We start from the raw sequence: 23,965 nt of genomic DNA on the forward strand, positions 1-23,965 counted from the left end.
GATCGGGGATCGCTGTAACGTATGAATATGAATTTAAGTTAACGGCTCGTCCCCCTGTAACCCAAGTTGGGGGGAGCTTAAGGAGTGTGATCTTATGATGCCGAGTGGCTCCAAGAATTCCGACAGGCCAGCGGCACAGTCAGGCTATGGAGACTCGCCGACCCAGATAGCTCCCTTCTCGGCGGGGGCTGGCGATCGGGCCTCGGCGCGGCCAAGGGCAACTGCTCCCTACGTGGTGTTACACGGCCATTTCTATCAGCCGCCGCGGGAGGATCCCTGGCTTAACCGCATTCAGCGTCAGCCCAGCGCCAGCCCCTTTCACGACTGGAACGAGCGCATTCTGGCGGAGTGTTATCGGCCCAATGCCTTTGCCCGCGTTCTGGATGACCAGGGACGGGTGGTGCGCATTGTCAATAACTATGAATTCCTGAGCTTTAACTTCGGCCCCACCCTCCTCTCTTGGCTGGAGGAGCACGACGTTGAGGTTTACCAGCGCATTTTGGCCGGCGACCGTCTCAGCGCCGAGCGGCTGGAGGGGCATGGCAATGCCATCGCCCAAGTCTACAACCACGTCATCCTGCCGCTGGCCAACGAGCGCGACAAGTACACCCAGATTCGCTGGGGGATTGCCGATTTCCAACACCGTTTTGGGCGCCATCCTCAAGGTATGTGGCTGGCGGAAACCGCCATCGACGCGGCGACGGTTACAGCCTTGGTCGACTGTGGGATCCGCTTCGTCATTTTGGCCCCCAGCCAGGCGCAGCGCGTTCGCCCTTTGGGGCAAACGGAATGGATGGATGTCAGCCAGAACCAGATCGATCCCCGGCGGCCCTACCGCTGCTTTACCCCCGACCGAGAGGGGTACTTGGATATTTTCTTTTTCGACGGCCCCATTTCCCGTGACTTGGGCTTTGGGGATATCGTTTACAGCACCCAGTCGCTGGCGGAGCGGATCCGTTCCGCTCTGCACCCGGACACCGAGGGGGAAGCCTATCTGGTCAACTGTGCCACCGATGGCGAGACTTTTGGCCACCACAAGCGCGGAGTGGAGCGCACGCTGGCCTATGCCTTTTGCGAGGAATTTCCTCGCCGGGGCTGGCAGGTGGGCAACTACAGCCATTTTCTCAGCCAACATCCCCCCACTTGGGAGGTGCAACTGAAACCGGTCACCGCCTGGAGCTGCGCCCACGGGGTAGGACGTTGGTCGCGCGACTGTGGCTGTGGAGCGGTGGGTGGGTGGCACCAACGCTGGCGGCAACCGTTGCGGGAGGCCCTCAACTGGCTGCGGGATCAGCTTGCCGAGATCTACGAGACGGAAGCCAGAGCCTACCTGCGGGATCCCTGGCTGGCGCGGGATCACTACATTGAGGTGATCTTGGATCGGGAGCGCTGCGATTCGTTTTTGCGGGAGCATCAGAGCCACCGCCTCAGGGCTGAAGATCAGGTGCAGGTGCTGCGCCTGTTGGAGATGCAGCGCTACAGCCAGTTGATGTTTACCAGTTGTGGCTGGTTTTTTGAGGAGCTATCCCGTCCTGAAGGGGTGCAGATCCTGCGCTATGCGGCACGGGCTATCCAGTTGGCGGCAGCCGTGACGGATGTGAGCCTAGAAGAGGAGTTCCTCAACCGCCTGAGCAAGGCTCCCAGCAACCTCGACCTCTACAAAGACGGCAAGGGGGTCTACTGCGCCTTGGTGCGTCCCACCCTGGTCAGCCCACAGCGGCTGGTGGCCCAGCACGCCATGCTGTCTCTCTTTAACGGCATCCCCCGCTCCCAAGGGTATGGGTTGGATCCAGTGGATCAGGAGCGCCTGACGATAGGGGGATCCACACTGGCCATCGGGCGGGTGAAGCTTACCTTTCCCAGCACCCGCGAAGAGCACGATCTGATCTACGCCATGCTCCACATCGGCGGCTGGGACTTTCAATGTGGCGTTAGGCCGTTTGCCGGGCGGCGCAGCTATGAACAGTTGAAAACCCGCTTGCTGGCCGGATCCCCCAGTCGGGTGGAGATGATCCTGGCTCTGCAAGATCTGTTTGGGCCGGAAACCTTTGACCTCAACGCCCTGAACGACGAAGACCGGCAGCAGATGATGCGCTGGCTTACCCAAGATACCCTAGACCGCCTGGCCCAACTCTATCGCCAAACCTACCTGGACAATTACGGGATCCTGATGGCTTTTCGTGCCGATGGCCTGCCGATCCCGGAAGAATTGTTGGCCGCAGCTCAGATCACCCTCAACCAGCGCCTGTTGAACAGTTTGCGGGCGATGGAAATAGAAGAGGGCAAGCGGGATCACCTGATGGAGTTGCGGGCGATCGCCCGTGAGGCGGAGCAGTTGGGGTGTCAGTTGCGGCGGGAAGAAGCAGCCCGTGTTCTGGATCGGCTCTTGCAGCGGGGGATGTGGCAGCTTGCCCACGCTTTTGAGCTGGAGACTGTTGGCGAACAGCTCCACAACCTGGAAGAGTGGTTGCAATTGGCCGCGGATCTGCGCCTGCCCATTAATCTAGATCGTCTCCAAGAGCTCTACCTGGCGACCCTGGAACGTCAGGTCGGCCCCCGCTGCCCGGCTTGGCCCCCAGAAGAGTGCCGCGACATTTCCGCCGAAAATCTGCACCGCCTCTTACAGGTTGGGCAACGGATTCGGGTCAACGTCAACGCTTGGCTGCGGCACCTACAACCCCAAGAGTTCAGAGCCAAGTGAGTTGCACAGCGGCCTTGCCTGTTTTGTTGGCGAGCGCAGCCAGCCGGGCCAATCCCAAAAAAGAGGGATCCCGACGAGCAACTTGACCTGCAGGTGACCTCCTACAATAGAAGGCTGACTCTGCCACCCCTGGGATCCCATGCCGCGCCGTACCGACATTCACAAGATCTTGCTCATTGGAGCGGGGCCGATCGTCATTGGCCAAGCCTGCGAGTTCGACTACTCCGGCACCCAAGCCTGCAAAGCCTTGCGAGAGGAGGGCTACGAGGTGATCCTGGTCAACTCCAACCCGGCCACCATCATGACGGATCCCAGTATGGCGGATCGCGTCTACATCGAGCCGGTGACGGCGGACTTCGTGGCCCAGATCATCGAGCGGGAGCGCCCCGATGCCCTGCTCCCCACCATGGGGGGACAGACGGCCTTAAATGTGGCCGTGGAACTGGCCCGGCGCGGGATCCTAGACCAGTACGGCGTGGAACTAATTGGGGCCAAGCGGGAGGCCATCGAAAAGGCCGAGGATCGGGAGCTGTTTAAGCAGGCAATGCAGCGGCTTGGCCTGGCCGTACCGCGGTCAGGGTTGGCCCGCAGCCTGGCCGAAGCCAAGCAAATCGCCCACGAGATCGGCTATCCCCTCATCATCCGCCCCGCCTATACCCTAGGGGGCACGGGCGGCGGCGTGGCCTACAACCAAGAAGAATTTGAAGAGATCTGCGCCGCCGGCCTCGAGGCCAGCCCGGTCTCCCAGATCCTGGTGGAGGAGTCGGTGATTGGCTGGAAGGAGTTTGAGCTGGAGGTGATGCGGGATCTGGCGGACAACGTGGTGATCATCTGCTCGATTGAAAACATCGACCCCATGGGGGTACACACCGGCGACTCCATCACCGTGGCCCCGGCCCAGACCCTTACTGACAAGGAGTACCAGCGGCTGCGGGACTACGCCATCGCCATCATGCGCGAGATCGGGGTGGAAACGGGGGGATCCAACGTGCAGTTTGCCGTCAACCCCGCCAACGGTGAAGTGCGGGTGATTGAGATGAACCCGCGGGTTTCCCGCTCTTCTGCTTTGGCCAGCAAGGCCACCGGCTTCCCCATTGCCAAGATTGCTGCCAAGCTGGCCGTGGGCTACACGCTGCCGGAGCTCCCCAACGACATCACCCGCAAAACTCCGGCCAGCTTCGAGCCCACCCTCGACTACGTGGTCACCAAGATCCCTCGCTTTGCCTTTGAGAAGTTCCCCGGTTCGGAGCCGGTCTTGACCACCCAGATGAGGTCGGTGGGGGAGGCGATGGCCATTGGCCGCACCTTCCAGGAGTCCATCCAGAAGGCGCTGCGCTCTTTGGAGATCGACCGCCCCGGCTTTGGCAGCGACCGGCCAGAAGTCTTCCCCAAGCCGGAGGAAGTGCGGGCCAACCTGCGCACCCCCAACCCCTTTCGCCTCTTGACCATTCGCACCGCCCTGCTCATGGGTTTTTCGGCCCAGGAAATTGCCCAGCTTACCCATATTGATCCCTGGTTCATCGACAAGCTGCAGGAGCTGGTGGAAGTGGAGCAAGCCCTCAAGGGGCGAGAACTGGGATCCCTGAGTGCTGAGGATCTGCGGCACCTCAAGCAAATGGGCTTCAGCGACCGGCAGATCGCCCACCTGACCGGCTCCAGCGAAGCTCAGGTGCGGGATCGCCGTAAGCAACTGGGGGTGATCCCCACCTACAAGACGGTGGACACCTGCGCTGCCGAGTTCGAGGCGACCACCCCCTACCAGTACTCCACCTACGAGAGCGAATCCGAGACCTTCCCCACCGCCAAGCCGAAGGTGATGATCCTGGGGGGCGGCCCCAACCGCATCGGCCAAGGGATCGAGTTCGACTACTGCTGCTGTCATGCTGCCTTTGCCCTCAGCCGCCTCGGATATGAGACCATCATGGTCAACTCCAACCCCGAGACGGTTTCCACCGACTACGACACCGCCGATCGCCTCTACTTTGAGCCGCTCACTCACGAAGAGGTGATGAACCTGGTCGAAGCTGAGCAGCCGGTGGGCCTGATCGTGCAGTTTGGCGGCCAAACCCCCCTGAAACTGGCCCAGGGGCTGGCAGCAGCCCAGGCACCCATCTGGGGCACTTCCCCCGACTCCATCGACATAGCCGAGGATCGCGGGCGCTTCGAGCGCATCTTGCGGGAGCTGGATATTCGCCAACCGGCCAACGGCATTGCCCGCAGCGTGGAAGAAAGCCTGGAAATTGCCCGCCGCATCGGCTACCCGGTGGTGGTGCGGCCCAGCTATGTGCTGGGGGGACGGGCCATGGAGATTGTCTATTCGGATCAAGACCTGCAGCGCTACATGCAACTGGCGGTGGCGGTGGATCCCGACCGTCCCGTGCTGGTGGATCAGTTTTTGGAGGACGCGGTGGAGGTGGACGTAGATGCCATTGCCGACCGCACCGGGGCTGTAACCATTGGCGGGATCCTAGAGCACATCGAGCAGGCCGGGATCCACTCGGGGGATTCCGCCTGCGTCTTGCCCAGCCGCACCCTCAGCCCCGAAGTGCTGCAGGTGATTCGCGACTGGACGGTGAAGCTGGCCCAAGCTCTCAAGGTGGTGGGGCTTATTAACGTGCAATACGCCGTCCAGAAGGAGCAGGTCTACGTCCTGGAGGCCAACCCGCGCGCTTCCCGCACCGTGCCGTTCGTCAGCAAGGCCATTGGCCATCCCTTGGCCGATTATGCCGCCCAGGTGATGAGCGGCAAAACCCTGGCGGAGCTGGGCTTTACCCAGGAGGTGATCCCACCCTACGTGGCTGTCAAGGAGGCGGTGCTGCCGTTTCACAAGTTTCCTGGTACCGACACGCTGCTGGGGCCGGAGATGCGCTCTACCGGTGAGGTGATGGGGATTGACACCGACTTTGGCCGTGCCTTTGCCAAGGCGCAACTGGCTGCTGGCCAAAACCTGCCCCTAGGGGGCACGGTGTTCATCAGCGTTAACGATCGCGACAAGCAAGCCGTGATCCCGGTGGCCCAAGAGTTTGTCAAGCTGGGCTTTCGTCTGCTGGCCACTGCCGGCACACAAAAAGTTCTGGCCGAGCACGGAATCCCTGTCGAGAAGGTGCTCAAGCTGCACGAGGGCCGGCCCCACGTCATCGACGCCATCAAAAACCACCAGATTCAGCTCCTCGTCAACACCCCTTCCGGTGTCGAGGCGCAGCAAGATGGCCAAAAGATCCGCCGCACTGCCCTGGCCTACAAGATCCCTTTGGTTACTACTCTGGCCGGGGCCAAAGCCACTGCCGCCGCCATCCGGGCTCTACAGTTGGGATCCCTGCAGGTGAAGTCCCTGCAGGAGTTTCACGCCGAAATTGGACGATAGCTCTCAACCTTCTTGGGTTACCTTTCTGAAGAAATTCTTAAGACCTTCACCTTAAGAAACTCCGAAGTTCTCGGCTGAAGAAAGTGGCCTTGGCTGCCCAGGAAAAGCCGAGACCAAGGCATCAAAATTGCAACACTGATTTGCCTATTTGTATCGATAAATCAATTTGTTTCACATTCTGGCTGCGCAAGTTAGGGATCCCTGTCGGCATCCCGAAAACTGTCTAGTTTGGAAGAAGGCTCCCTCAGGCCAGGCCTTGTCGAGCGCTCTCCTGACGTCGGTTCGGCAAACCCAAGAGAGAGGGGGCTTTGCTGAAATTTTCTAGGAGTTGGCCTATGAGTACGGTCATTCGTCGCTCCGCTGCTGCGCGGCGGCTGTGGAGTTGGAGTAGTTTTTGTCAGTGGATCACCAGCACCGAAAATCGGCTTTACATCGGCTGGTTTGGCGTATTGATGATCCCAACGTTGTTGGCGGCAGCCTTTTGTTTTGTAATTGCCTTCATTGCCGCGCCGCCGGTGGATATGGACGGGATCCGCGAGCCGGTGATTGGCTCTTTGTTGGGGGGCAACAACCTCATTTCTGCAGCGGTGGTGCCCACCTCAGCCGCCATTGCCCTGCACTTTTACCCCATCTGGGAAGCCGCCTCTTTGGATGAGTGGCTCTACAACGGCGGCCCCTACCAGCTCATCGTGCTCCACTTTCTCATTGGGGTGTGGTGCTACCTTGGCCGGCAGTGGGAGTTGAGCTACCGCCTGGGCATGCGCCCCTGGATTGCGGTGGCCTTTTCTGCGCCGGCGGCTGCTGCTACAGCGGTGCTCTTGGTCTACCCCATTGGCCAGGGCAGCTTCTCGGAAGGGCTGCCGCTGGGGATTGCCGGCACCTTCCACTTCATGCTGGCCTTCCAGGCGGAACACAACATCTTGATGCACCCCACCAGTTGGCTGGGGGTAGCCGGGGTGTTTGGCGGCGCCCTGCTGGCGTCTCTACACGGCTCCCTAGTGATGTCTAGCCTGATCCGGGAGACCTCGGAAGAGGAGTCGGCCAATGCCGGCTACCGCTTCGGCCAAGAGGAAGTCACTTACAACTTCCTGGCCGGCCACTACGCCTTCTTGGGGCGGCTGGGGATCCCCGGCCTTGGCTGGCGCAACAGCCGCTCCGTTCACTTCTGGATGGCGGCCCTGCCGACCGTAGGGATTTGGGCGGCAGCCATTGGCATTGGGATGATGGCCTTTAACCTCAACGGCTTTAACTTCAACCAGTCCATCCTGGACGGCCAGGGCCGGTTCATCCCCACCTACGCCGACCTGGTCAACCGCGCCAACCTGGGGATCCAGGCCATGCACGCCCCCAACGCCCACCACTTCCCCCTGCTGTTGGCAGCCAAAGCCGACTAGGCTCGGTCGAGTTCAAAGGCGCGGTGGGCAGCTTGCAGAGCGTGGATTCCCTGCTCCTGTCGCACCACGCAGCTTACCTTGATCTCCGAGGTGGCGATCATCTCGATGTTGATCCCGGCGTCGGCCAAGGCAGCAAAAAAGTGCGCCGCCACGCCGGGATAAATTTCCATCCCGGCACCGACGATGCTCACCTTAGCGATGTCGTGGTCGGCTTCGACCCCCGCCGCCTGCAGTTCCTCGGCCACCTGCCGGCACACGGCCTCAGCCGCCCTGGCCTGGTCCTGAGGCACCGTAAAGGCGATGTCGGTGCTGGGGATCCCATTGTGGTAGCCCCGCTGGCTTTGGATGATGGTATCGACGATAACGCCAGCTGCGGCCAGGCGCCCAAACAGATGGGCAGCCGTCCCCGGACGATCCGGCACCTTGCGGATGCCCAGCCGCGACTGCTTCAGATCCAGGGCAACGCCCCGCACTGGGTGGTTGCTGGGGAGGGGATCCCGGCCAAGGGCTGCCGTGACCCGATGCAAATGGGGAATCACCTGAAACGCCTCCCCCAGCGCCAGGGCGGCCTCCCCAGCCCGCTCGGCAGCCACCACACAGCTCACCTTGATCTCCGACATGGAGATCATCTGGAGATTGATCCCGGCTTCCGCCAGCACTCGAAACATCTCGGCGGCAATGCCCGGGCGACCCATCATCCCCACCCCGGCAATGCTGACCTTGGCCACCGCCTCCTCGACGAGGACTTCCCTACACCCCAGCTCCTGGCCCACCTGCCGCGCCACGGCTGCCGCCTGGGCTGCCTGCGCCCGGCTGACGGTAAAGGCAATGTCGTTGGTAGGGGATCCCTCGGCTGCACTGAGGTGGAGCGACTGCAGGATTAAATCGACGTTGATCCCGGCTGCCGCAATTTCCTGGAACAGTTGGGCGGCAATGCCCGGACGATCCGGCACTCCCACCAGCACCACCTTGGCCTGATCCCGATCCAGCTCCACCGTATCCACTGCCCGGCCCAGCTCAATGCTGCTATCGGCGGGGCGAGGACGGGGGGGAGGAGAAAGAATGAGGGTGCCCTCGGATCCCGCCTGCAAGGGCTCCAGGCTGGAGCGCACCCGCAGCTTGACGCCGTAGTTGCGGGCAATCTCCACCGAGCGGGGGTGGAGCACCTGCGCTCCCAGGCTGGCCAGCTCCAGCATCTCGTCGGCGGTAATCTCTGGCAACAGCCTGGCCTCGGGTACCTTGCGCGGGTCGGTGGTGAAGATCCCCGGCACATCGGTGTAGATCTCGCACAGCTCTGCCCCCAAAGCCACCGCCAAGGCCACCGCCGTGGTGTCGGATCCCCCCCGCCCCAGGGTGGTGATCTCCAGCTCCGCCGGGCTGGTGATGCCCTGAAAGCCGGCCACCACCACCACCTCCCCCCGCTCCAAGTGCTGCCAGAGGCGGTCCGTGTGGATGTGCAGGATGCGGGCCCGGCTGTGATCCCGGGTGGTGACAATGCCCACCTGGGTCGCCGTCAGCGAAACGGCAGGGCAGCCCAAGCGCTGCAACGCCAAGGCCAGCAGGGCAATGCTCACCTGCTCGCCGGTGGAAAGAAGCATGTCCCACTCCCGCAACTGGGCCGGCGTGGTCGGGGATCCCTGCAAGATCTGCTCCGCCAGCTCCACGAGGCGGTCGGTTTCGTCGCCCATGGCCGAGACGACCACTACCACCCGCTGCCCCTGATCCACCGTGTGGGCTACCCGCTGGGCCACGGCTTGGATGCGCTCGATGGAGCCGACGGAGGTGCCGCCGTATTTCTGGACGATCAGGCTGGGTTCCATGAAAGGAAACGAGGTCGGGGGCGGTTTGGATCCTACCTCGATCTAGACCAGGCCAAGCCAGCTTTGCAAAAATGGCGGCACCGGCAGCAGGATCAGCACCAGCAGCGTCAGCATCCCCAGCCCCAGCAAATCTCGAGCCTCATCCAGCTCAGTGACGTCGTTGAGGGCCGGCTCGTCGGCGCTGGAGATGACAAACAGCAGCAGCGCCCACAACAACAGCCAGGGCTGCACCGTCAGGGCCAGCAGCAGCACCAGCCAGCGGGCTACCCGCCCCACATTGGCCCCCATCTGCTGCCCGTACACCGCATGGACAATGTGCCCCCCATCCAGTTGGCCCACCGGCACCAGGTTAAAGGCAACCACCACCAGGCCCAGCCAGCCGGCAAAGGCCAGCGGGTGCAGATCGATCACCTGCCCCGGCTGCAGCTGATCCCCCAGCACCAGGCGAGCCAGAATTGCCAGCAGCACCGAGAAGCGTGGGTCGATGCGATGGAAGCTGATCGGGGTGGGCTGCCCCTCTGGCACTGCCGGAGGATCCCCAGGCACCGAAAAGACCAGCCCCAGCAGCAGCATCACTAAGGCGACCAGGCTGCCTGCCAGCGGCCCGGCAACAGCAATATCAAACAGCACCTTGCGGTTGGGCACCGGCTCTTTCAACTGGATAAACGCCCCAAAAGTCCCCAACACAAAGGGCACCGGGATGAAGTAGGGCAGCGAGGTTTTGATGCCATGGCGGCGGGCCACCCAATAGCGCATCCACTCATGGGATCCCAGAATGGCCAGGATCCCCACCGCATAGGGCAGCCCCTTCATCAGCGAGGGCAGATGCAGCAGCCGGTCAGGGCTGACCCCAGCCGCCTGGGCCCCAGCACTCAGGGTGGTCCAGAAGGTGAACAGCAATAGCCCCAGAGCCAGCACAGGCAACTCTCGACCATCCGCCAGAGAGCGCCGCGCCGCCGGGTTGGGCACCAGGGCAAAAAAAGGCTTGCCGGCAAACCCCTCCTGCAGCACCACCAAGAAGCGTTTGCCAAAAGTGTTTTCTACATTGCGCTGTACCCGCTCATAGGCTTCGGTGGGATCCGCCCGCAAATTGCCCCGGCAGATAATCGCCTGGGGACGGTACTCCACGTTTTGCAAATAAAAAACGTTCCAGGGGAAGCAGTGGTTGAGCTTTTCCCGCGGCACTTCGGAAATGGGGGTGTGGGCAAGAGCCAGCGAGACCGGATCGGCGGCGCTGTCTTCTTCCTCTTCCTCCGGCTCAGATTCTGCAGCCAGAGAAGGATCCCCTTCTGGCGCCTCAGGCCGGGGGTCTGTGGGTCGAATGCCCCCTCGCCGCACCAAGGTCATGCTGATAAAGTAAGAGGTGAGAAAGAGCACCAACATCAGCAACGGGGGCACTTCGTACTGAAGCACCTGCCGCCCCAGCACCCAAACCAAGGGGGGCAGCATCATCACCAGCCACAGGATCCGCCACGGCACCTTGGAGAGGCGGGCCACACTTTTTTGCAGCAGCAGGTAGGTTGCAGAACCCACCAGTGCCAACAGGATCCAATCTGCCATGAGTTGCAAAAAACAGAGGAGAACGCCTCTACCAAGCTAGCGGCAAACCCAATCTCCCTGCTACGGCCAGCAGGAGGGATCCCTCAGGAGCCAAACTTTTGCTTGGCCTGCTCGTAAACTGCCACCGTGATCTTCTGGATCCCGGCTTCGCGGGCAAACTGTTCAATCTTCCTACGGGCAGCCGGACGCACAAAGAAGGGGATTTCTTTAAGGCGCGCCTCTGCTTCTGGCGTCCACTCTATCGCTTCGTCCATCCCCCATGCCCTCAACGCAACATCCACGCCGGCAGGAGAGTGTGCCCTGTCATGCCTCGCAGGGTGAAATAGACAAACAGCAGCAACAGCAGGGATCCCAGTGTAACCAGGGCCGCCGCCGCCGGACTTTTGCGATACAAACCAACAAAAGGCTGGAGGCCAGCCCAGATTCCCCCCAGCAAAACGGTAACGAAGTAAGTGGGGTAACGGGAGACATTCTCCACAAATTGGTCTTCCAGTCTGCGGGGAGGCTGCGGTTGTGGCATGAGCGGCTCGAAGCCCAACTCCTTTTTCCTCAGTGTGCCACAGATAGCTGTCGTTGACACACTCCCTCGCCTGAAGCTTGGGTCTCAGTCGCCAGACTACTGGGTTTTTTGAGCGGTTAACCACCCACCCACGCCGTTTGGTTCACCCCCTCCGCAAGGGGAAAGCCTATCATTTCCGCGTATCAGAAAGAACATCCATTTGACAGGGAGTGGTTGGAGCCTAGGGGAGACCGCGTAGATTCAGGAAACCGAGAACCTGATATGGTAGGCGTTATCCTGCCTGCTTTGCCCTTTTGCTCAGCGCGGCCACCCTCTTCTGGACTGATGCGAGAATTGCCCTCTGATGCTTCCAATCGTGCCGGCGTACCGTTTGGGGATCAGACCCTGGCGTTGATGCGTGTCCAGGAAGCCTTGGATCAACTGGAAGCGGCCATTCTCAGCAGCCCTCGCCTGTTCTGGTCTCGCACGCTCATTGAAGAAGAAAGCATTTTGGAGCAGTTGGACTTTATCCGCCTCAACTTGCCAACAGCCCTAGAGGAAGCGGAAGAATTGCTGCGCCAGCGGGATCGGATTTTGGCCGAGGCCAATCGCTATGCCCAAGAAATCGTAGCCATGGCCCAACGCAGAGCCGAGCAGCTTCTCAACGAATCGACCATCCTGCGGCAAGCCCAAGCCCAGGCGGAGCAGTTGTTGCAACAAACCTATCAACAGAGCGAGGAAGTGCGGCGGCAGACACTGCAGGAATCAGAGCGCCTGCAGCGGGAAGCCCACCGTTACGTGGATCAGGTTTTGCAAGACCTGGAGTTGCGGTTGTTGGAATCGTTGCGAGTGATCCGCAACGGGCGGCAAAATCTTCAGGCCTGAGTTCTTGGCTGGGGACTGTCCACTTGTCCATTTTTAAGTCAATATAGGGGTAGCATCCAAGCTTGCCTGCCCTGCGGATTCGTGGTAGCCAAACTGGCCTCCGACAGGAAAGACGACGATAAGTCTTGGATGTGCTGGCAGGAACTCGACCCGCTGCAGACTGCTGTTGCGCTGAAGGGATCCTGGCCCTTTGCGCTGGCTCAGAGCAGTTCTTCTTCGCTTACCCAAGAGCACGTGGCACTCTTTTCAGCGATTGCTCCAGAACTGTACCCATCGGGCCACTTTCACAGCGGGCTCGGCCTTTGGCCTGCGAGTTCCGGCTTTGACCCTTGTTGGGAAGCCACTCTGTCGTTTAGGAGATTCTATGCCTAGTGAACCCAAAACCCGTAAGAGCCGTGAAAGTGTCAACCCACGCCCGCGCGACCGTCGCCGTGAAGCTGCCAAAGGCAGCAAAGAGGCAGGTTCAGCCACCGCCCTCTCTCTGCCGAAGTTAATCCAAGAAAATGCCGTGCTCCAATCTCGCAGCCAGTTGTTGTTGATGTACAGTGACTTCCAAACCGAAATGCCCAACGATGGCAAAACCGGTGTGGGCACCTGGCTACAGTCTCGGCTTAAGGAGCACGGCATGCCCAGCCTGATGCGTTTTGGCCCCCGCTCTCGCCCCCAGGTTTTCCGCCGCGATGAATTTCGCGAGTGGATTGCCCTGGCTCTGACCTCTGTGAACCCTCAAGGCGATACTGCCCCCTGAAGGCAGCCGAGCTAGGCCGTGAGGGGAAGTTGAGCAGTACGTTCAGAGGCTGACGGCCCAGGGATCCCGTTGCGGGAAGAGGGTGAACTGGGCTTTTCTACATCCGGCAGCAGCAGGTCCCGAATGAGGCGGGCTGCCGAGCGTTGCAACCAGCGGGAGGCCAATTGCCGGCCCAGTTGTTGGGCTTCCGGCTTGGCGGCCACTTTGGCGACGATGGGCAGAAGCTGCAGCGGCTGAAAGGTCGGGTTGCGGCTGAGGAGTTCCCACAGACGCTGCAAATGAGCCAAGCCGTCTGAGGTGCCGTTCCCTGAGCTGGAGAACAGCACATCCACCAGGCGCTCCCGCAGGAAAGCCCCCCGCTCAGAAAAGATAAACTCGACGGCTTTTTCTAGGGATCCCTGCAGGTCAAAATCTTCGCTGTTGGCGGCGTTGCGCAGCAGGTTCTCCAGGCGGTTCCAGCGAAATTGCCCTTGGTTAAACAGCAGCTCCCGCAGGGAGGTGCGCAGCTCTGGGGCGGGGTCGGTGAGCAGGCGCTGGGCCACATAGGGATAGGCCACACTCAACACTTTGAAGTTGGGATCCAAGCCGATGGCGATCCCCTCCAGGGTAAGCAAAGAGCGGATGATCAGGGCGTAGTAGGCGGGCACGCGGAAGGGAAAATCGTACATCACCCCCGAGAGCCTATCCGTGATGCTTTTAAAATTCAGCTCGGCCACGGAGCTGCCCAGGGCCTCGGCAAAGACAGCCTCCAAAGCGGGGATGATGGGGGTGAGATCCGTGTCGGGATCCAGAAACTCCAGATCCACGTAGTCCTGGGCCAAGGCGACAAAATCCCGGTTCACCAAATGGACAATGGCCTTGATCAGGCCGTAGCGCTGGTGGGGCTGGATGGTGCTCATCATGCCGAAATCGATGTAGGCCAGCCGCCCGTCGTACATGGCCAAGAGGTTGCCTGGGTGGGGGTCAGCGTGGAAAAAGCCATGCTCCAAAAGCTGCTTAAGGGAGCAGTTGACCCCGATCTCGATCAGGTGCCGCCCGTCCAGCCCTGCGGCAGTGATTTTGTCGAGCTGGGTCAGCTTGATGCCGTCGATCCACTCCATCGTCAGCACTTTGGTGCGGGTGTACTCCCAGTAAATTTTGGGGGCGTAGATGGAGGGGTGGCGGTACAGCTCCAGGAAGCGCTCGGCGTTGCGGCCTTCCTGGGTGTAGTCCATCTCTTCGTACAGCCGCCCGGCGAATTCATCGACAATGCCCACCAAGTCGCTGCGGATGCGGCGGAAGGTGCGCTTGGCCCAGGCGGCCAGGCTGCGGATGATGTACATGTCGAGGGAGATGCGCCCGATCAAATCGGGCCGCTGCACCTTGACGGCAACTTTCTCGCCCGTGTGCAGATAGGCTTGGTAAACCTGCCCCAGGCTGGCGGCGGCAATCGGCTCGGGGCTGATTTCTCGAAAGATTTTGTCTGTGGGTTGGCCGATCTCCGACTCGATGAGGGCAAAAGCAACGGCATTCTCGAAGGGGGGCAGCTCATCCTGAAGCTTGGCCAGTTCCTCTAAAAACAGGGGCGAAACCAGATCGGGACGGGTGGAGAGGGCTTGGCCGATTTTGATGGCCGTCGGCCCCAATTGCGTGAGGATCTCCCGCAGTCGAATCGCGTGTTGGGGGCGATGCTTCTGCTCCACTCCTCGCCAGCGATCCCAAAACACCCAGGCCAACAAGCCCAAAAAGGGGGTGATCAACTGAAAGAGACGCCCCAGCACCAGATCCCAACGCCCCCGATATTGCCTGGCCAATTGCTCTGGGTCGTAGCGCAGGCTTGACTGCGAAACCGACCCTGGCGGGATGGGCAAAGCCGGAGAACCTGCCGCCGCGGAACCCAAGTTATGCTGTCTCGCTGCTGGTGTTGACAGTGTTACGCCCATAGAAACCCCAACGGATCCCGTAACACATCTTAACTTGCTGACTCAACCTAGCGACTCTTGGAGGCAGCCACCGGCTCGCTGCATCAGATGGATGGTTATTGCAAATCAGGTTAAGACACTCCCCAAGCGCTTTGCGCCGCTTCCCTCACCCCCGGCTCCTCCCCAAAAGGGAGAGGGGAGTTGACAGCGGCTCACCTGGGGGTGAGCTGTCACTAGAATGGGAAAATTGCAACAGCTGCCTTTGTGTCTGGATCCCGCACGCTACCGCCTGCTGAGCCGAGTTTAACTGGGTTTGCAGCCCTCAAGGCGCGGCATCTGCTGTTGGCCTTCGTGTTGATCAACCTGGGTGTAGGTTTGGGAGCTATCGCTTTGGCCAAACTGTTGCATCTCCCCTCGGACGACCCGCTGCTGGCCTACCTTATCTATTGCTCTACCTTCGTCATCACCTGTATTTGGAGCTGGCGACGGGGGCAGCAGGCCCATTTGCAGATGAGGCGGCTGTGGGGCAACTGGCGGGCTGCTGTTCCCTGGGGATCCCTGCTGCGGGTGGTTTTGGCTTTGGTGGTGCTCTCCACGGGCACAACTTTGTTGATGCTCTACCTGGTGTCGCTGCCTGCACCGGAGCTGGCGGAGTCAATGCTCCACTCGCTGGGGGAAAAGGATAGGGAAATGCCCTGGCCGCAGGTGTATCAAGGGTTACGCTGGCTCTCGATTGTGGTGGTGGCCCCCATAACGGAGGAGTGGCTATTTCGCGGCATTTTGCTCCACCGCTGGGGCCTCAAGTGGGGTCTCTCCAGGGGGCTGCTGGCTTCCTCCATTGTCTTTGGCCTGCTGCACCCCAACCCGATCGGGCTGACGGTATTCGGCTTGGTGATGGGCCTGTTCTACCTGCAAACTCGCTCCCTCAGCTTGCCTGTCCTGGCTCATGCCTTGAACAATCTCCTAGCCTTGGCGCTGGGATCCTGGGCAGGCGAGGGAATGGAGCAAGCCGATCCGATCGGGGTTTTTCACCTCTACTCCGGCCTGGTTTGTCTGGTTGTGTCTGGGTTCATTTTGGTTCCTTTCGTTCGCTTTCATTGGCCAAAGCGTGGGGCTCGCTTGCCCTATTTCCTGAACTGCTGAGTGTGGATCTCCGTGCATTTCTACCTTGATTTCCCCCTTGCCTGACAGGTGAGCGCTGCTGTGGAGTCTCCTGTGAGAATGGCGGAGACTTTGATAAGGAATGCAAAAAAAACGCCGAAAACTGTTACTCGATCCCGCGAAAAAGCCACGGGGATAGGGATATCCTGAAATAGGCAGCAATAGATTCCCGTGCAAAGTTTAGCTGTGGCTCGCTCGCCGATTGGGTGGCCGTTGGGCCAGTGGGTTAACCCAGAGGGGCAACATGGAAAGGCGGTCTTTTCTGCAAACATTGATCCTGGTTGCTGCCAGCCTTGGCCTCTCCCCTGGCTGGTTGGCGGGTCAGGCTGAGCGCTATGGCCAAGCTTTGGCGGCTGGCTCCCGCAAGTTGGCTCTCTTGATAGGTATTAACCGCTACCCCGGCGAGGGATCCGCGCTACAGGGCTGTGTGACCGATTTGGAGCTGCAGCGGGAGCTGCTCCTGAATCGCTTTGGCTTTGACCCGGCAGAGATTCTCACCCTCATCGATGGGGCCGCCACGCCGAGTGGGATCCAAGCGGCCTTTGCGGAGCACTTGGGGGGTTCAAGTCAGGCGGCGGAAACAGTGGTCGTGCAGTTCAGCGGCTACGGCCAGTGGCGGGCGGGATCGGCGCCAGGCCAGTGGCAGCCGGTGCTGCTGTTGTCTGGCTCTGAAGGAATGGCGGCGATGGGGCTAGACAGCTTTTTCCGGCTTTTGGAAGGCTTGGGTACCGCCCAGATCACCACTTTGTTGGACTGTGGCTTCACCCATGTCTCGCCGTCGGTGCGAGGCAATTTGCAACTGCGTTCCCGCCCCCCAGCCGTGAAAGGAGCAGGATCTGCCGCCTCAGACTCCTCGGAACTGCAGCGGGTATGGCCGTCTCCGCCCAAGGGCTTGTTGATTGCCGCCACCACCCCCCAAGACTTGGCAGCAGAAGCCGCTTGGCCAGGATTCTACGCTGGAGTACTCACCTATCTGCTGACACAGTACCTATGGGAAAGCACACCTGCCACCCGCCTGCTGGTGGCCTTCAACCAAGTGGCCAGCCGGCGGGAGCTGGGCCTGTTTGCCTGTCAGCGCCCCATCCTAGAGGGCAAAGAAACGGCTCGACGCATCCCGCCCTACTTCCTCACCCCCCCTCAGGTGGCAGTCAGCGGCGTGATCCAGGAAGTGAAGGGGAATCGGGCTCAGGTGTGGCTGGGTGGGATCCCACCGGCGGCGCTGGGTGGTCTGCAGCCGGGTACTCTTTTGGCTCCCCTTTCCACCGCCTCGTCGGTGCCGCTGCTGATTCGTTCTCGCAGCGGGCTGTTGGCACAGGTGCAGCCGGCCAACGGGGAAGGTCAATTTCCCCCCGTGGGCACGCTGGTGCGGGAGCAGTTGCGCAGCCTCTCCAGCAGCCTCAAGCTTTTGGTGGGTCTGGAAGACAACTTGGGTCGCGTTGAAAAAGTGGATCTGACCAACGCCATCGCCGGCTATAGCTGGATGGAGACGGCTAACCCGCGCGAGCGCCAGGTGGATTGCCTGCTAGGGCGCATCACCCCAGAAATGGCCGCCGCCTTTCAAGCAGACGCTCTGCCCAAGCCTTTGGAAGTCAACGGCTACAGCCTCTTTTGGCCGGGGCGAGAATTGCTGCTCAATTCCTGCGGGCCGGCTGGGGAAGCTGCAGCTACGGCGGTACAGCGGCTGGTGCCCCGTCTGGCCCATCTGCTGGCAGCCAAGCGCCTGCGGACTACCCTCAACGCCGCGATCTCGCCGCTGGCGGTGGTGGGGGAATTGTCCACCAAAGGCAAACCCTTGCGGGGGTCACGGCTTGCCCAAGGGGCTGCTGCCGAGCCAGGCATACTACGCTTTATGCGCGGGGATCCCTTGCATCTCACCCTGCGCAACGAAGGCGAGCAGGATCTGTTCGGCTACCTGTTGATGGTCGATTCCAGCGGGCAACTGCACCTGTTGGCTCCCATGCCCCAGGAGGACTTTGCCCTGCCACTGCGTCTAGAGGCCAAGGGCAGCCTGACTTTGCCACCCCTGCCTGAGGTGGCCGGTGAGTCGCGCTCTGCCGTCAATCCCGATCTGCTCACCTGCCATGCCCAGGGGCTGACCGAGCTATTGTTTGTGGCCAGTACTCGCCCCTTGTCGGCCAGCTTGGAAGCCCTCAAAACCATGGTCCGTCAGCAGGGGATAACCCGTTCGCCGATGTTGCTCAGCAAACCGCTGGAGTGGACGCAGATGCTGCTAGAAGAGCTGACCCGTCGTCCGCCAGAAGGGGATCCCGACCTGCGCTGGCTGGATCCCAGCCAGGCTGTTACCCTTTCCCTCACCTATTTGCTGGTTTAGCTCAGCAGCAGGGCAAACAGGCCACAGAGGGCAATGCCGTCGAAAACGCCGGCCCCGCCAATGCTGAGAATGCCCGAGCAATTGCGCCGCAACACTTCCGGCAGGTGCAGCAGATCGGCTCCGATCACCGTGCCCAAAACCCCGCCGGCAAAAGCCACCGCCGGCGCCTGATCCCCCGCCCAGAACAAAGCGGCTAGGGCTGCCGTGGTCGGGGCAATCAGAGGATTCATCTGAATGCCGATCCCGGGCACCACGTGGGAAGCGTAGTAGCTAACCACCGTTACCAGTGCCGTTACGGCCAGGATCAACAGCCCATCAGCCCGCCCAAATTGGTACAGGGCCAAGAGCACCGGGATCAGCCCTCCACCCACGTTGAGGGCAACCACCGTCTCCTGAGAGATCTTGGCCAACGGGATCCCCCAAAATTGCCGCATCCACAGGCTGGCCAGGTCTTCTACTAGGGTTACCTCGCACTTGACGCGGTAGAGAGGAATATTGACCGAGCTGCCCACCAAGATGGCCAGCAGCAGCAACAGCGCCCCCTCCCGCGAGAACCCCAGCTTCCCCACTGCCAGCGCCACCACGTCCACCGCTACCCCCAGCCAGAGGAAGGGCAGCAGCAGCACCAGCATGAAAAACAGCAACAGCGAGAACGGTAGGTAGAACATGGCAGGGATCCCAGGCTTTCCTCCAGCCTACCAGGACTCGGTTCAACTTTTCTTGGCCTCAGAGGGCAAGTAAGAAGTTAGGTTTGCAACTACAGATCATTTGCCTGAGGCGCCTCAAGATTGTCTAGAGACCAAAAATAGTGTTGCGGATATCCCGAGAAATGCTGTGGCCGGCCTCCCGATCGCTAGGGGTTTTGGACAGGCTAATTTGGTAGCGTCTATCCCCGTGAAAGCAAATCCTGACATGATTATCTTCCGCGATGACCTCAAAACCAAGCTCTTCCAACCTTTTTCTGTAATAATCACTCCACCCATTATAGTCTGAAGACAAGCTGTCTACAGATTCCCTAATTCTCCGACGATGATCATCACCCTCGTTTGCTTCGTTATTCTCAACCAAGTTTCTAAGTATATGCTGGACTCTGCTCCCTTCGTGTACGTTATTAATTTTCTCTCTCAGGATTTCCAAAATAAAACTCTTAGCTTCTTGTGGGTAAAACTCTTTCTCGGTTGTTTTCAAGACTATATCTATTTCCGACGGCTCGTACCTTGTATAATGCCCTCTTCCCTGGAGAATTGTAGACAGAGTCTTTTCATAACCTTCTATGCCAGTCTTCAGCGTCTTTATTTCCTCATCCCTTTGTTGAAGCTGTAGTCTCAGCCCTGTAATCTCGTCTGCGTCTGCATGGAGCTGCTCCGCACGCAGCCTCTCTATCTCTGCTTGGAGGCTTTGCACTTGCCGATCTTTGTCTTGGAGCTGTTGCAAAAGCTGACGCCGCTCGGCCAACTGGGCTTCAAGTTTTTGGAGCCGCTCGCTTTTTTGCCGAAGCTGATCCCGCAGCCTAGAAAGTTCTTTCTCGCCTTCCTCAATTTGCCAGCGGAGCTCCTCGATTCTTTGCTCCCGGCGGCGGAGCTCTTCTTGCAAGCGCCCTTGCTCGGCCAGTTGTGCTTCCAGATCTTGGGCTTGTTGGCTGGTCTGCTGAAGCTGGGTTTGGAGCTCTGTCAGTTCCACTTGCTGGTTGCGCAGCTCCTCCCCCTTCTCTTGGAGTTGCCGGGACAAGTCTCCGACGAGACCCTGCCATCTTTGAATTTCTTCCTCCTTCCGCGCAGACCGGTTCTGTAGCTCTTCAATCTCTGCTTGGAGGCTTTGCACTTGCCGATCTTTGTCTTGGAGCCGTTGCAAAAGCTGCTGCTGCTCGGCCAACCGAGCTTCAAGTTTTTGGAGCCGCCCGTTTCTTTTCTGAAGCTCTTCCCGCAGCCTAGAAAGTTCTTTCTCGCCTTCCTCAATTTGCCGGCAGAGCTCCTCGATTCTTTGCTCCCGGCGGTGGAGCTCTTCTTGCAAGCGCCCTTGCTCGGCCAGCTGCGCTTCCAGATCTTGGACTTGCTTGCTGCTCTGCTGAAGCTGGGTTTGGAGCTCTGCCAGTTCCGCTTGCCGGTTCTGCAACTCCTCCTCTCTGGCCTGGACTTGCCGGGACAAGTCTCCGACGAGACCCTGCCATCTTTGCAGATCGGCAACCAGTCTTTGAATTTCTTCCTCCTTCCGCGCAGACTGGTCCTGTAGCCCTTCAATCTTTGCTTGGAGGCTTTGCACTCGCCGATCCCTGTCTCGGGCAGAAGACCAAGCAACCCTCGAGGCTACTGCGTTCCCGGCTCCAACCACCAGAGCCACTCTGAGGGCTCTGCCGAGGTCAGACTGAGGCAAAGCGGCAATGCTAGCAGCGGTGAGCGTGGTGACGATGTGGACGCAGAGCGGCTTACGTATATCCATTGGGAGTGCCGAGTGATTAGAAACCTGAAACTCAGGGTAATCGATGAAGTCAGTGACGTCTGCGCAAAATACTACACAAAGAAGGAAGAAAGCTTGAAGGATTGTTAAGTTACAAGGGATCCAAAAAAGAAAGCAGACTTCAACGTTGCCGCATTTGCGGATCCAAAGCGTTCCCCAGGCCAAAGATTGATGCTCGGTATGTTGACATCCTCCCTGCACTGCCAGCTTGCTTCCGCACAGCGCTAGGACGGGTAATTGCTGTCCCGACGGGCTGACGCCTCAGAAGCCTGCGGTCGAGCGGATGCTGCCTTCCACCCGCTTTTGGCGAAGGGGAACCTAGGGCAATAGGCCGCCTGGGCACCCCTCAAGGGATCCCGGCCACTCCCGTTTGGCGGGCAGCCTGAACTACTGCGGCAGCCACCTCAGAGACCACCCGCCCGTCGAAGACCGAGGGGATGATCCACTGGGGATCCAAATCTTCAGGTGGGATCAAATTGGCGATGGCGTGGGCGGCCGCTAGGCACATCTCGGTGTTGATCTGCTTGGCGCGGCAATCCAGAGCGCCGCGAAACACGCCCGGAAAGGCCAGCACATTGTTGATCTGGTTGGGGTAGTCGCTGCGCCCGGTGGCCATCACCGCCACCCGATCGCTCACCAGCTCCGGCTGGATCTCCGGCACCGGGTTGGCCAGGGCAAAGACAATGGGATCCGGCGCCATGCTCTCCACCATCTCTGCCGCCAGGGCATTGGCCACGCTCACCCCGATGAACACGTCCACTCCCACCAAAGCCTCTGCCAGGGATCCGCTCTGCTCGACTGCAACTGCCGCCTTTTCTGGGGTGAGGTCGGTGCGGGAGCGGCTGAGGATCCCTTGGCGGTCGCAGGCCACAATATGGTTGGCCCCGGCCCGCCGCAACAGTTGCGTGACGGCAATGCCAGCTGCTCCCGCCCCATTGAGCACAATGCGCACCTGATCCAGGCTTTTTTTCACCACCTTCAAAGCATTCAGCAAGGCGGCCAGCACCACAATCGCCGTGCCATGCTGATCGTCGTGGAACACCGGTAGGTTGAGGCGGGCCTTGAGCCGGGATTCAATGGCAAAGCAGCGGGGGGCGCTGATATCCTCCAGGTTAAAGCCGCCAAAGCCGGGAGCCAGGCGCACCACTGTCTCCACGATTTCTTCCACCTCCTGGGTGGCCAGGCACAGAGGGAAGGCATCGATATCGGCAAAGCGCTTGAACAGGGCCGCCTTCCCCTCCATTACCGGCAGAGCGGCCTCCGGCCCGATGTTCCCCAAGCCCAGCACAGCGCTGCCGTCGGTAACAATGCCCACGCAATTGCCCTTGATGGTGTAGTCATAGACGGCGGCGGGGTTGGCGGCAATGTCCAGTGCCACCCTCCCCACCCCCGGTGTGTAGGCCATGGCCAGATCGGCGGCGCTCTCCAGGGGGCTTTTGGCCACCACCTGCAGCTTTCCTCCGCGGTGCAGCTCAAAGGTGCGATCCACCACCCGCTCTACTTTCACATTGGGCAAAGAGGCAACAGCGGCGCGAATTTGCTCGGCATGCTCGCTGCTGACAGCATCCACCGAGATCTCCCGCACCGTCTCTGCAGAGGATTGATAGACGAGGTCGATCTGGCTGAGGCTGCCTCCCACCTCGGCAATAGCCTGGGTGACGCGGGCCAGTGCTCCCGGCTGGTTGGGCAGGCGCAGGCGCAAAGCAATACTGTAGCTGGAGCTGGGGGTGAGTTTCGTCATAGCCTTCTATAGTAGACGAATAGTAAACGAAAAACTGCCTTCAGCAGGGCGAGCCCGTCCAAAACTGAATCCTCTGGTCACTGTCAAATGGCAATCAAACTATGAACTACCCCACCGCGCAGGCGGGTGGGGTTTCCTCACCCGCTTGACAGCAGAGCTTTTGTCTCTTCTTCTGCCCCAGTTGCTCCGTGGATCCCGTGTACCGGGTCTCTGTTCGCAAAGCGTGGCGCTAGCCATAGTAGAGCTGAAGCATCCAAGACTCACGAGGCTGGTTCCCAGCCCCGGTTGCTGATTAGTAGCAACGTTGTACAGTACCATCACCGTCCCCCTGTCCCTCTCTATCGCAAAACCACAAGCAGGGCAGACATGGTAGCGATTACTCAGGTCTGCCCACTCCTTGTGAATCGCATCACACTTTGGACAGCGCTGAGACGGCTTAAGGGTTTGCGTGGGAAGAAACAAGACCAGACCACCTTTCTGCTCAATTTTGTAGGTCAGCATTTGGTTCAGCGTACCAAACCCCACCGACAAAATCGACTTGTTTAGTCCGGCCTTGCGCTTCTTCCCTTTACCCTTAGCTTTACGGGTCATGCCCTTGACGTTAAGCTTTTCCGTTACCCCGATGTCATAACGACGCGCAATCTCTGAGGTAACCTTGTGTTGCCAATCTCTACGCTGACGGGCAACTTTGGCTTTGAGCTTGGCCTCTAGCCGGTTGATTTTCTTCCATCTCCTAGAAGCCTTCACTCCCTTCCTGGGTGCACGCTTTCGTCGCTTAAGTTTGGCGGTCTTGCGAATTTTCTCCTCACTCCTCTGCGTAAACCGAGGATTAGCAACCTCATGGAACTCACTCCCGTCGTATAGGGTTATGGCGGTCTCGGTGCCCAAGTCGTAGGCAACGATGGACTCATACTTCAAGTCTGACTGGGAACCAAACTTAGGCCGAGGTACTTCTACCTCTACAGTGAACGAAGCATACCACTGCCGCAAAGTTGGCTTGTAGACAATAGTTAGCGTGGTAGGCCTCCCCCAGTCCTTGGCTTTGCCCCGCATCCTCAGGGTGAGGCCCAGGTCATTGAGGGTAATCCTACCGTGCTTACCGTTGCTGGCTACTTTCCACCCCGAACTGCTGGGATAGGTCCAGCCGGAGTACCGCTTGATTGACTTGAACTTAGGCTTTTTACTCAGCCCTTGAAAGAAGCGCTGATAGGCAAAATCTACCCGCTTGACCGTAGCTTGCAGAGAATGGGAGTTGAGTTGAGCAAACTCCGGCCACGCCTGCTTGAACTCCGGCAGAAGGTTCTGCTGCTCAAGGTAAGTAACCGTCCGGCGGTTGCGTCGGTACTCATAAGCGTCGGTGAGCAACGCAAGCGTTGTAGAGGTAGCAGTGCAAACGGCGGGCAGA

The 23,965-nt window shown here is 60.0% G+C and carries 16 protein-coding genes; 7 read left to right on the forward strand and 9 right to left on the reverse strand.

Features of this window, described 5'->3' with window-relative positions; genetic code table 11:
* Positions 1 to 94 precede the first annotated feature (94 nt).
* The 3 genes from NW826_RS01570 to NW826_RS01580 all read left to right on the forward strand — a co-directional run bounded on the left by NW826_RS01570 (position 95) and on the right by NW826_RS01580 (position 7,459).
* Positions 95 to 2,701 (forward strand): DUF3536 domain-containing protein, encoded by a 2,607-nt coding sequence (locus NW826_RS01570; RefSeq protein ID WP_414509262.1) that lies wholly within the window; start codon positions 95 to 97, stop codon positions 2,699 to 2,701.
* Positions 2,702 to 2,840: 139 nt separating this feature from the next.
* Positions 2,841 to 6,065, forward strand: coding sequence for a carbamoyl-phosphate synthase large subunit (carB, locus tag NW826_RS01575; protein WP_414509263.1), 3,225 nt, complete (start codon positions 2,841 to 2,843; stop codon positions 6,063 to 6,065).
* Between the two features lie 335 nt (positions 6,066 to 6,400).
* Positions 6,401 to 7,459: a Photosystem Q(B) protein 1 gene (locus NW826_RS01580; protein WP_414509264.1), complete on the forward strand. Its 1,059-nt coding sequence runs from the start codon at positions 6,401 to 6,403 to the stop codon at positions 7,457 to 7,459.
* Here the strand turns inward: NW826_RS01580 and NW826_RS01585 are convergent.
* From NW826_RS01585 to NW826_RS01600, 4 genes are all read right to left on the reverse strand, one after another.
* A complete protein-coding gene (locus NW826_RS01585) occupies positions 7,456 to 9,279 on the reverse strand; it encodes an aspartate kinase (protein WP_414509265.1) in 1,824 nt (607 codons plus the stop codon). The genes NW826_RS01580 and NW826_RS01585 overlap by 4 nt on opposite strands.
* A 42-nt stretch (positions 9,280 to 9,321) precedes the next feature.
* Positions 9,322 to 10,839 (reverse strand): site-2 protease family protein, encoded by a 1,518-nt coding sequence (locus tag NW826_RS01590; protein WP_414509266.1) that lies wholly within the window; start codon positions 10,837 to 10,839, stop codon positions 9,322 to 9,324.
* Positions 10,840 to 10,922: 83 nt separating this feature from the next.
* Complete coding sequence (locus NW826_RS01595) at positions 10,923 to 11,093, reverse strand: PCP reductase family protein (RefSeq protein ID WP_414335643.1); 171 nt, start codon at positions 11,091 to 11,093, stop codon at positions 10,923 to 10,925.
* A gap of 11 nt (positions 11,094 to 11,104) precedes the next feature.
* Positions 11,105 to 11,359: a DUF751 family protein gene (locus tag NW826_RS01600; RefSeq protein ID WP_414335641.1), complete on the reverse strand. Its 255-nt coding sequence runs from the start codon at positions 11,357 to 11,359 to the stop codon at positions 11,105 to 11,107.
* Between the two features lie 261 nt (positions 11,360 to 11,620).
* On the opposite strand from NW826_RS01600, the gene NW826_RS01605 reads away from it, so the two are divergent.
* Positions 11,621 to 12,223 carry a hypothetical protein gene (locus NW826_RS01605; protein ID WP_414335640.1) on the forward strand — a complete coding sequence of 201 codons (603 nt, stop codon included), beginning with the start codon at positions 11,621 to 11,623 and terminating at the stop codon, positions 12,221 to 12,223.
* A 364-nt stretch (positions 12,224 to 12,587) separates the two neighbouring features.
* Complete coding sequence (locus NW826_RS01610) at positions 12,588 to 12,971, forward strand: hypothetical protein (RefSeq protein ID WP_414335638.1); 384 nt, start codon at positions 12,588 to 12,590, stop codon at positions 12,969 to 12,971.
* A gap of 11 nt (positions 12,972 to 12,982) precedes the next feature.
* Here the strand turns inward: NW826_RS01610 and NW826_RS01615 are convergent, their stop codons facing one another.
* Entirely contained in the window at positions 12,983 to 14,893 is a 1,911-nt protein-coding gene (locus NW826_RS01615; protein ID WP_414335636.1) for an ABC1 kinase family protein, read from the reverse strand.
* A gap of 243 nt (positions 14,894 to 15,136) precedes the next feature.
* Here NW826_RS01615 and NW826_RS01620 point away from each other — a divergent pair, with 243 nt between their 5' ends.
* Both NW826_RS01620 and NW826_RS01625 read left to right on the forward strand, forming a co-directional pair.
* Positions 15,137 to 16,015, forward strand: a complete 879-nt coding sequence (locus NW826_RS01620) for a lysostaphin resistance A-like protein (RefSeq protein WP_414335634.1) — start codon at positions 15,137 to 15,139, stop codon at positions 16,013 to 16,015.
* A 262-nt stretch (positions 16,016 to 16,277) separates the two neighbouring features.
* A complete protein-coding gene (locus NW826_RS01625; protein WP_414509267.1) occupies positions 16,278 to 18,365 on the forward strand; it encodes a caspase family protein in 2,088 nt (695 codons plus the stop codon).
* On the opposite strand, the gene NW826_RS01630 is transcribed toward NW826_RS01625, so the two are convergent.
* The 4 genes from NW826_RS01630 to NW826_RS01645 form a co-directional block, all read right to left on the reverse strand.
* Positions 18,362 to 19,033, reverse strand: a complete 672-nt coding sequence (locus NW826_RS01630; protein WP_414509268.1) for a DUF1614 domain-containing protein — start codon at positions 19,031 to 19,033, stop codon at positions 18,362 to 18,364. The genes NW826_RS01625 and NW826_RS01630 overlap by 4 nt on opposite strands.
* A 124-nt stretch (positions 19,034 to 19,157) precedes the next feature.
* On the reverse strand, positions 19,158 to 20,624 hold the full coding sequence (locus NW826_RS01635; RefSeq protein ID WP_414509269.1) for a hypothetical protein: 1,467 nt from the start codon (positions 20,622 to 20,624) through the stop codon (positions 19,158 to 19,160).
* Between the two features lie 541 nt (positions 20,625 to 21,165).
* Entirely contained in the window at positions 21,166 to 22,560 is a 1,395-nt protein-coding gene (locus NW826_RS01640) for a malic enzyme-like NAD(P)-binding protein (RefSeq protein WP_414509270.1), read from the reverse strand.
* 99 nt (positions 22,561 to 22,659) lie between these two features.
* A partial coding sequence (locus NW826_RS01645; RefSeq protein ID WP_414509271.1) for an RNA-guided endonuclease InsQ/TnpB family protein occupies positions 22,660 to 23,965 on the reverse strand: 1,306 nt, incomplete at its 5' end.

Origin of the sequence: Synechococcus sp. OH20 (assembly GCF_047502685.1) — a bacterium.
Lineage (GTDB): Bacteria > Cyanobacteriota > Cyanobacteriia > Thermostichales > Thermostichaceae > Thermostichus.

Excerpts from the sequence above, each read along its gene's own strand:
- NW826_RS01570 (WP_414509262.1), top strand. The coding sequence starts at position 95 with ATGATGCCGAGTGGCTCCAAGAATTCCGACAGGCCAGCGGCACAGTCA.
- carB (WP_414509263.1), top strand. The coding sequence starts at position 2,841 with ATGCCGCGCCGTACCGACATTCACAAGATCTTGCTCATTGGAGCGGGG.
- NW826_RS01580 (WP_414509264.1), top strand. The coding sequence starts at position 6,401 with ATGAGTACGGTCATTCGTCGCTCCGCTGCTGCGCGGCGGCTGTGGAGT.
- NW826_RS01585 (WP_414509265.1), bottom strand. The coding sequence starts at position 9,279 with ATGGAACCCAGCCTGATCGTCCAGAAATACGGCGGCACCTCCGTCGGC.
- NW826_RS01590 (WP_414509266.1), bottom strand. The coding sequence starts at position 10,839 with ATGGCAGATTGGATCCTGTTGGCACTGGTGGGTTCTGCAACCTACCTG.
- NW826_RS01595 (WP_414335643.1), bottom strand. The coding sequence starts at position 11,093 with ATGGACGAAGCGATAGAGTGGACGCCAGAAGCAGAGGCGCGCCTTAAA.
- NW826_RS01600 (WP_414335641.1), bottom strand. The coding sequence starts at position 11,359 with ATGCCACAACCGCAGCCTCCCCGCAGACTGGAAGACCAATTTGTGGAG.
- NW826_RS01605 (WP_414335640.1), top strand. The coding sequence starts at position 11,621 with ATGGTAGGCGTTATCCTGCCTGCTTTGCCCTTTTGCTCAGCGCGGCCA.
- NW826_RS01610 (WP_414335638.1), top strand. The coding sequence starts at position 12,588 with ATGCCTAGTGAACCCAAAACCCGTAAGAGCCGTGAAAGTGTCAACCCA.
- NW826_RS01615 (WP_414335636.1), bottom strand. The coding sequence starts at position 14,893 with ATGGGCGTAACACTGTCAACACCAGCAGCGAGACAGCATAACTTGGGT.
- NW826_RS01625 (WP_414509267.1), top strand. The coding sequence starts at position 16,278 with ATGGAAAGGCGGTCTTTTCTGCAAACATTGATCCTGGTTGCTGCCAGC.
- NW826_RS01630 (WP_414509268.1), bottom strand. The coding sequence starts at position 19,033 with ATGTTCTACCTACCGTTCTCGCTGTTGCTGTTTTTCATGCTGGTGCTG.
- NW826_RS01640 (WP_414509270.1), bottom strand. The coding sequence starts at position 22,560 with ATGACGAAACTCACCCCCAGCTCCAGCTACAGTATTGCTTTGCGCCTG.